6 protein-coding genes are annotated in these 5,294 nt (G+C 67.4%); 3 read left to right on the top strand and 3 right to left on the bottom strand.

Annotated elements, in window-relative coordinates:
* Positions 1-981: alpha/beta hydrolase (locus ACRDUX_RS35715; protein ID WP_526421399.1), on the bottom strand; the 981-nt coding region annotated here is incomplete at its 3' end.
* Positions 982-1,310: 329 nt separating this feature from the next.
* Here ACRDUX_RS35715 and ACRDUX_RS35710 point away from each other — a divergent pair.
* A complete protein-coding gene (locus ACRDUX_RS35710; RefSeq protein ID WP_526421397.1) occupies positions 1,311-1,712 on the top strand; it encodes a hemophore-related protein in 402 nt (133 codons plus the stop codon).
* Between the two features lie 3 nt (positions 1,713-1,715).
* On the opposite strand, the gene ACRDUX_RS35705 is transcribed toward ACRDUX_RS35710, so the two are convergent.
* Together ACRDUX_RS35705 and ACRDUX_RS35700 are read right to left on the bottom strand one after the other, a co-directional pair.
* On the bottom strand, positions 1,716-2,543 hold the full coding sequence (locus tag ACRDUX_RS35705; RefSeq protein WP_526421396.1) for a rhomboid family intramembrane serine protease: 828 nt from the start codon (positions 2,541-2,543) through the stop codon (positions 1,716-1,718).
* Positions 2,544-2,583: 40 nt separating this feature from the next.
* Positions 2,584-3,387, bottom strand: coding sequence for an acyl-CoA thioesterase (locus ACRDUX_RS35700; protein ID WP_526421394.1), 804 nt, complete (start codon positions 3,385-3,387; stop codon positions 2,584-2,586).
* A 118-nt stretch (positions 3,388-3,505) separates the two neighbouring features.
* On the opposite strand from ACRDUX_RS35700, the gene ACRDUX_RS35695 reads away from it, so the two are divergent.
* The gene (locus tag ACRDUX_RS35695) at positions 3,506-3,829 is read left to right on the top strand and encodes a hypothetical protein (protein WP_526421392.1); all 324 of its coding nucleotides are present in this window, start codon (positions 3,506-3,508) and stop codon (positions 3,827-3,829) included.
* A 100-nt stretch (positions 3,830-3,929) separates the two neighbouring features.
* A partial coding sequence (locus ACRDUX_RS35690; RefSeq protein ID WP_526421390.1) for an RNA polymerase sigma factor occupies positions 3,930-5,294 on the top strand: 1,365 nt, incomplete at its 3' end.

Genomic DNA, 5,294 nt, shown 5'->3' with positions numbered 1-5,294 from the left:
TGGTACCACTGCGGGCGGCGCCACGACTGGCGGTGCCACGGCGGGCGGCGCCGCGGGGGGCGGTGGCGCGCCTACGCCGAGCACCCTGAGCAGGTCCGGCTTCATCGCCTGCAACTGAGAACCCCAGTAACCCCAGCTGTGGGTGCCGTCGTTCGGGAAGTTGAACACCGCGTTGTGCCCACCGAGAGCGAGGTACTGCTTCTGGAAGTCCTTGTTGGTATTGATGGTGATGTTCTCCAGGAACTGCGCGCTGTACTGGACGCCGAAGTCACCTGGCACGTCCAGGTCGGACGTCCTGCCGTTACCGCAGTAGATCCAGATGGCCGTGTTGTTCGCGACGAGTGTCGGCAGGTTGACCATGGGATCGTTGCGCCGCCAGGCCGGGTCACCCGACACGCCCCACATGTCGGTGGCGTTGTAGCCACCCGCGTCCTTCATGGCGAAGCCGATCATGGTCGGCCACAGACCCTGCGATGGATTGAGGAAGCCCGACAGCGAGCCCGCGAAGACGAATTGATTCGGGTAGTACGCGGCAAGGTTCAGCGCGGCGCCACCGGACATCGACAGGCCAACCACCGCGTTGCCGGTCGGCGCGACGCCCTTGTTGGCAGAGAGATACGCGGGCAGTTCCTGGGTCAGGAACGTCTCCCACTTGTAGGTCGAGGTGCCCGCGCTGCCCGCCGCGGGCCGGTACCAGTCGGAGTAGAAGCTGGACTGCCCGCCGACCGGCATCACCAGCGAGACGCCCGATTGGTAGAACCACTCGAATGCGGCGGTGTTGATGTCCCAACCGCTGGCGTCATCCTGTGCGCGCAGCCCGTCGAGCAGATAGACGGCGTGCGGGCCGCCGCCCTGGAACTGGACGTGGATATCGCGTCCCATCGACGGCGACGGCACGCTGAGCATCTCGATGGGCAGGCCATCGCGCGAGTACGCCGCGGCCGTCGGCACGACTCCGACGCCCCCGACCAGCCCCGCCATCGTCGCCACGACCAGCGCGGAAACGGCCAGCCGCCGCGTCCACGCGTGTCGAACTCCACCAACGAACGTCGCCAACACGGCTGGATCCCATCTCTAGTGCACCCTGACTCCGGCAAGCTAACCGCGCCGTCAACCGCGGCCACGGCCCCCGCGCCGCGGCGTAATCGGCTTGTTATCAAGGTGTTCCGCGATCGGCCACTCACCACGACATGAGAACCGCCAGTATGTGGGCTGTGAGCGTCGCACTGATTACCTGTGAATCACCTCCTAAGCCAAGCGTTATGACGTCCGTCACGGCAAACTCTTCTCAAACACAAAGGAGCACGTCCATGTCAGTCACTGGATCACCGGCCCCGTCATCTCGTGGACGCACCGCGCGGCGCCTGACCGGCGGGGCCGTGCTCGCCGGTGGGCTGATCGGCACGACCCTGTTCGGGGCCATCCCCTCGGCCTTCGCCAACGAGGACCCAGCCCTGAACCCGCCGAACTGCACGGCGGCCGACCTGGAGGGCGTACGGTCGGGCGTCTCCGCCTCGACGTCGGCGTACTTGTTCACCCATCCGGACTACAACTGGTTCGTGACAAGCCTCGAAGGCCTTCCCAGGGACCAGGTGTCCAAGCAGATGAAGGACTATCTGAACGCTCACCCGGACGTCAAGAACGACATCACGGGGATCCGGCAGCCGCTGGTCGACATCAAGGACCGGTGCGGCGCGCCGCCCAGCCCCTAGGGCTTACACGCCGACTGTCGTGAGGATCGCCGTCGTACGCCACCAGACGAGCGCCGCGAAGAGCAGCAGCAGCGCGACGGAGGACCCGGTCACGATCAGTGTCCGTTTCGCTTGCGGAGCGTAGGCGTACGCCCAGGCCACCACCGCGCCCGTCAGCAGCCCGCCGACATGGCCCTGCCAGCTGATCCCAGGCGCGACGAAGGTGATCACGAGGTTGATCACGATGAGCCCGACGATCCCACGCACGTCCAGGTCGAGTTTGCGGGCCAGCACGAACGCCGCGCCGAAGAGTCCGAAAATGGCTCCCGACGCACCCAGCGTTGACTGGTTGACCGGCGTCAGTAGGTAGACGAGCACCGAGCCGCCCAACAGGCTCAGTGCGTAGAGACCCACGAAGCGCGCAGGTCCCAGCAGCCGTTCCAGCGCGGGACCGGTGAAGTACAGCGCGACCATGTTGAACAAGATGTGGGTGATGCCTGCATGTAGGAACCCCGACGTCACCAGGCGGTAGTACTGGTCGTAGTAGGCGACGACGTCTGCCTGCAGCACGAACTGCCGGAAGACTTCGTCGGTTGCCTTCTGCAGGATGAACATCACCACGTTCAGCGCGATCAGCACGTAGGTGACGATCGGCTTGCCGCCGGCCGGCTTGACCCGGCGCACCGACTTCGTGCCCTCGTTGACGCACTCGACGCACTGGTGGCCGACCGCCGCATCGCGCATGCAGTCGGGGCAGATGGGGCGTTGGCAGCGGGTGCAGCTGACGTAGGTTCCCCGGCCGGGATGCCGATAGCAGCTCGGTGGGGCTGCTGGCGTGCTCGGTGTGCTCACGCCCAATACTCTCCCAGGTGCGGAGCACGAGGACGTGCGCCTAGAACCGCCACAGCGCTTCCTGGCTGGTGCTGGCCACCAACGATCCGGCCAGGTCGTACATCGAGCCGACGACGAGGCCCCGCGCGTCGGCGTTGTTGAGCGGGTTGACCTCGTAGCGGTGCCACTCGTTGGGCACGAACGGGCGGTGGAACCAGACCGCGTGGTCGAGGCTCGCCGCGTAGCCGACCTCCGTGCGCAGCGGCGTCCCCGGTGGCCGTGCGACGGGCACGGGTCCGAAGTCGGACATGAACGTCAGCGTGCAGGCGCGGACGAGCGGGTCGTCCTCGATCGGGTCCCTTGTCCTGATCCAGAACGGGGGAACCACGAACGGCGAGTCGTCGCCGGGGGTAGCGCGGATTTCGAAGCGGCCCGCGAAGCCCAGATCGGGCTCCTTCGGGAGGGCGGCTTCGAACTCGATGCCCGGCGGCGGAGTCGGATGCCAGTCGGCACCCTGCTCCGGCCGATGGAACGACGCGATCATCTCCAGGATGGTCTTGCCGTGCTGTACGGCGGTGACCTGGCGGGTGTCGAACGACCGGCCATCGCGGGTCCGGACCACGTTGAGTTCGACGTCGACGCCGTACTCTCCGCCGCGGACGAAGTAGAGGTGCAGCGACTGCGGCAGTTTGTCGGGTTCGACGGTGGCGCCCGCGGCCGCCAACGACTGGGCCGCGATCAGCCCGCCGAAGAGGCGTTTGCCCGGACCGCCGGACGGCTGTGGGGCGACGAAGACGTCGCCGTCGCGCTGGAAGTCCAGCAGTCGGGCGATCCAGCTGGGCCGATCGGACTTGACACCTGTCATCGGTGGGAACCCTAGCGGCCAGGAGAAGATCTCCGAAAAAAGTGAGGGAAGTCGGGCGCTCCCCAGCTCCTACCTGTGAACGCGGCATCCGGGCCGCGACGAATACAGGGAGAACACCATGAACGCCAACCTCACCACCCTCCGCAATCTCACCACCGCTGCCCTCGGAGCCACGACCGTCGCCATCGGCACGCTGGCGATGAGTGCCCCGGCCACCGCCGCCACCAACATGCAGCCGACGTGCGTGCAACACCCGGAGCTGTACGCCGCCGGGGCGACGCTCGGTGTGTACAGCACGCAGCGACGTGGGGTCGACCGCGACCAGATCTGCAAGGTGTACGACGCCAACCACCAGCTCCTCGGCACAACCACCGCCACCGATTACGGCTACTACCGGTTCACGCAGCAGCCCGTCACGCCCGGCCAGGTCTCGGCTCGTTGATTCCGGGGACGACGACCGCTCACGAGTCATTGCCAGACGGGTAGGCCGCGACGATGATGTTGTTCTTGGCACGCGAGGGGTGTGCTGCGGGGGTGGGGCCATGACCGGTGGCGTGCTGTCGTCGTTCAGCGGCGCGGACGACGCGGCGCTGGCGCGGGCCGCGGCCGCAGGCGACCGGTCGGCCTTCGCCGAGATCTACGACCGCTACGCCGACCGGTTACACGATTTCTGCGTTGGCATGCTGCGGGACCGCGACGCCGCCGCGGACTGCGTACAGGACGTATTCCTCACCGCAGCAACCAAATTGGTGCAACTACGCGAACCCGACCGATTGAGGTCGTGGTTGTATGCGATCGCTCGCTCCGAGGCGCTCTCCCGGATCCGTGACCGCAAGCGTGAACAACTCAGCGAGGAACTACCCGAAATGCCAAGCGACGACGCCGATCCGGCCACCTTGGCGGCCCGCGGCGAGTTGGCCGAACTCGTCAGGGAAGCCAGCAACGGGTTGTCCGACCGCGACCGCGTGGTGCTCGAGTTGGCGTACCGCCAAGGGCTCGACGGCCCCGAACTCGCGGACGCCCTTGGCGTCACCCCGAAGAACGCCAACACCTTGGTCGAACGACTCCGCGACACCATCGCACGCTCGTTGGGTGCGCTGCTGCTGTGCAAGCGGGCCAAGGCCGACCCCGACCGCTGTCCCGAACTGGCGGCGATCCTGGACCAGTGGGACGGCCAGTTCACGGTGTTGATGCGCAAGCGCGTCGCCAGGCATGTCGACGGTTGCGTGGTCTGCGAGGAGGAACGCGCCAGGATGGTCAGTCCGGCTGCGCTACTCGGCGCCGCTCCGGTACTCGTTCCCGCGCCTGCCTGGCTGCGCGAACAGACCCTGGACCGTGCGGTGCTCGACGTTCCCCCGGCCGGGTCCGCCCTGGTCGGCCCCGAGGACCACACCTCTTGGTGGCCTCCGCACGATCTCGACATCGCCGACCTCCCTTCGAAATCCAATTCCGGCGGCCGCCCGTTGCGGGTCGGTCTCGGCGCCGTCCTGGTGCTGGTCGCCATCGGCGGCGCAGCGGTGCTCGGTGTGCCTGCTGCGTTCCGGGTGGTTCCCGCGGACTCCAACGAACCGATCGCCCCGACGTCGACCACCACTGCGGTCACGACTCGGTCGGTCGCTCAACGCACCGTGCCCAGCGGCACTCCTGCGATGCCGCCGCCGGTTGTCGTCACGACGACGACCGTCGTCATGGCCCCGACCACCGAGACCACCTACGCCCCGGGTCCCTCCGACAACCCGTCTCCGAGCACGCACGAGCAGGTGCCGGAGTCGGTGCCGGAGACCACCGCGCCAGTGACCACCCGTCCCAAACCCAGCCCGCAGCAGGACGACGACGACCAGCAGCAGCCCGCGCCCGTCACCGAGCCACCCAAGAGCGAACCGTCTAGCGACGCACCAGCCACCACC

Source organism: Mycobacterium sp., from assembly GCF_050701675.1.
Classification (GTDB): domain Bacteria; phylum Actinomycetota; class Actinomycetes; order Mycobacteriales; family Mycobacteriaceae; genus Mycobacterium.
Note: the sequence above shows the minus strand (reverse complement) of the source record. Positions and strands in the feature narration are given on the sequence as shown.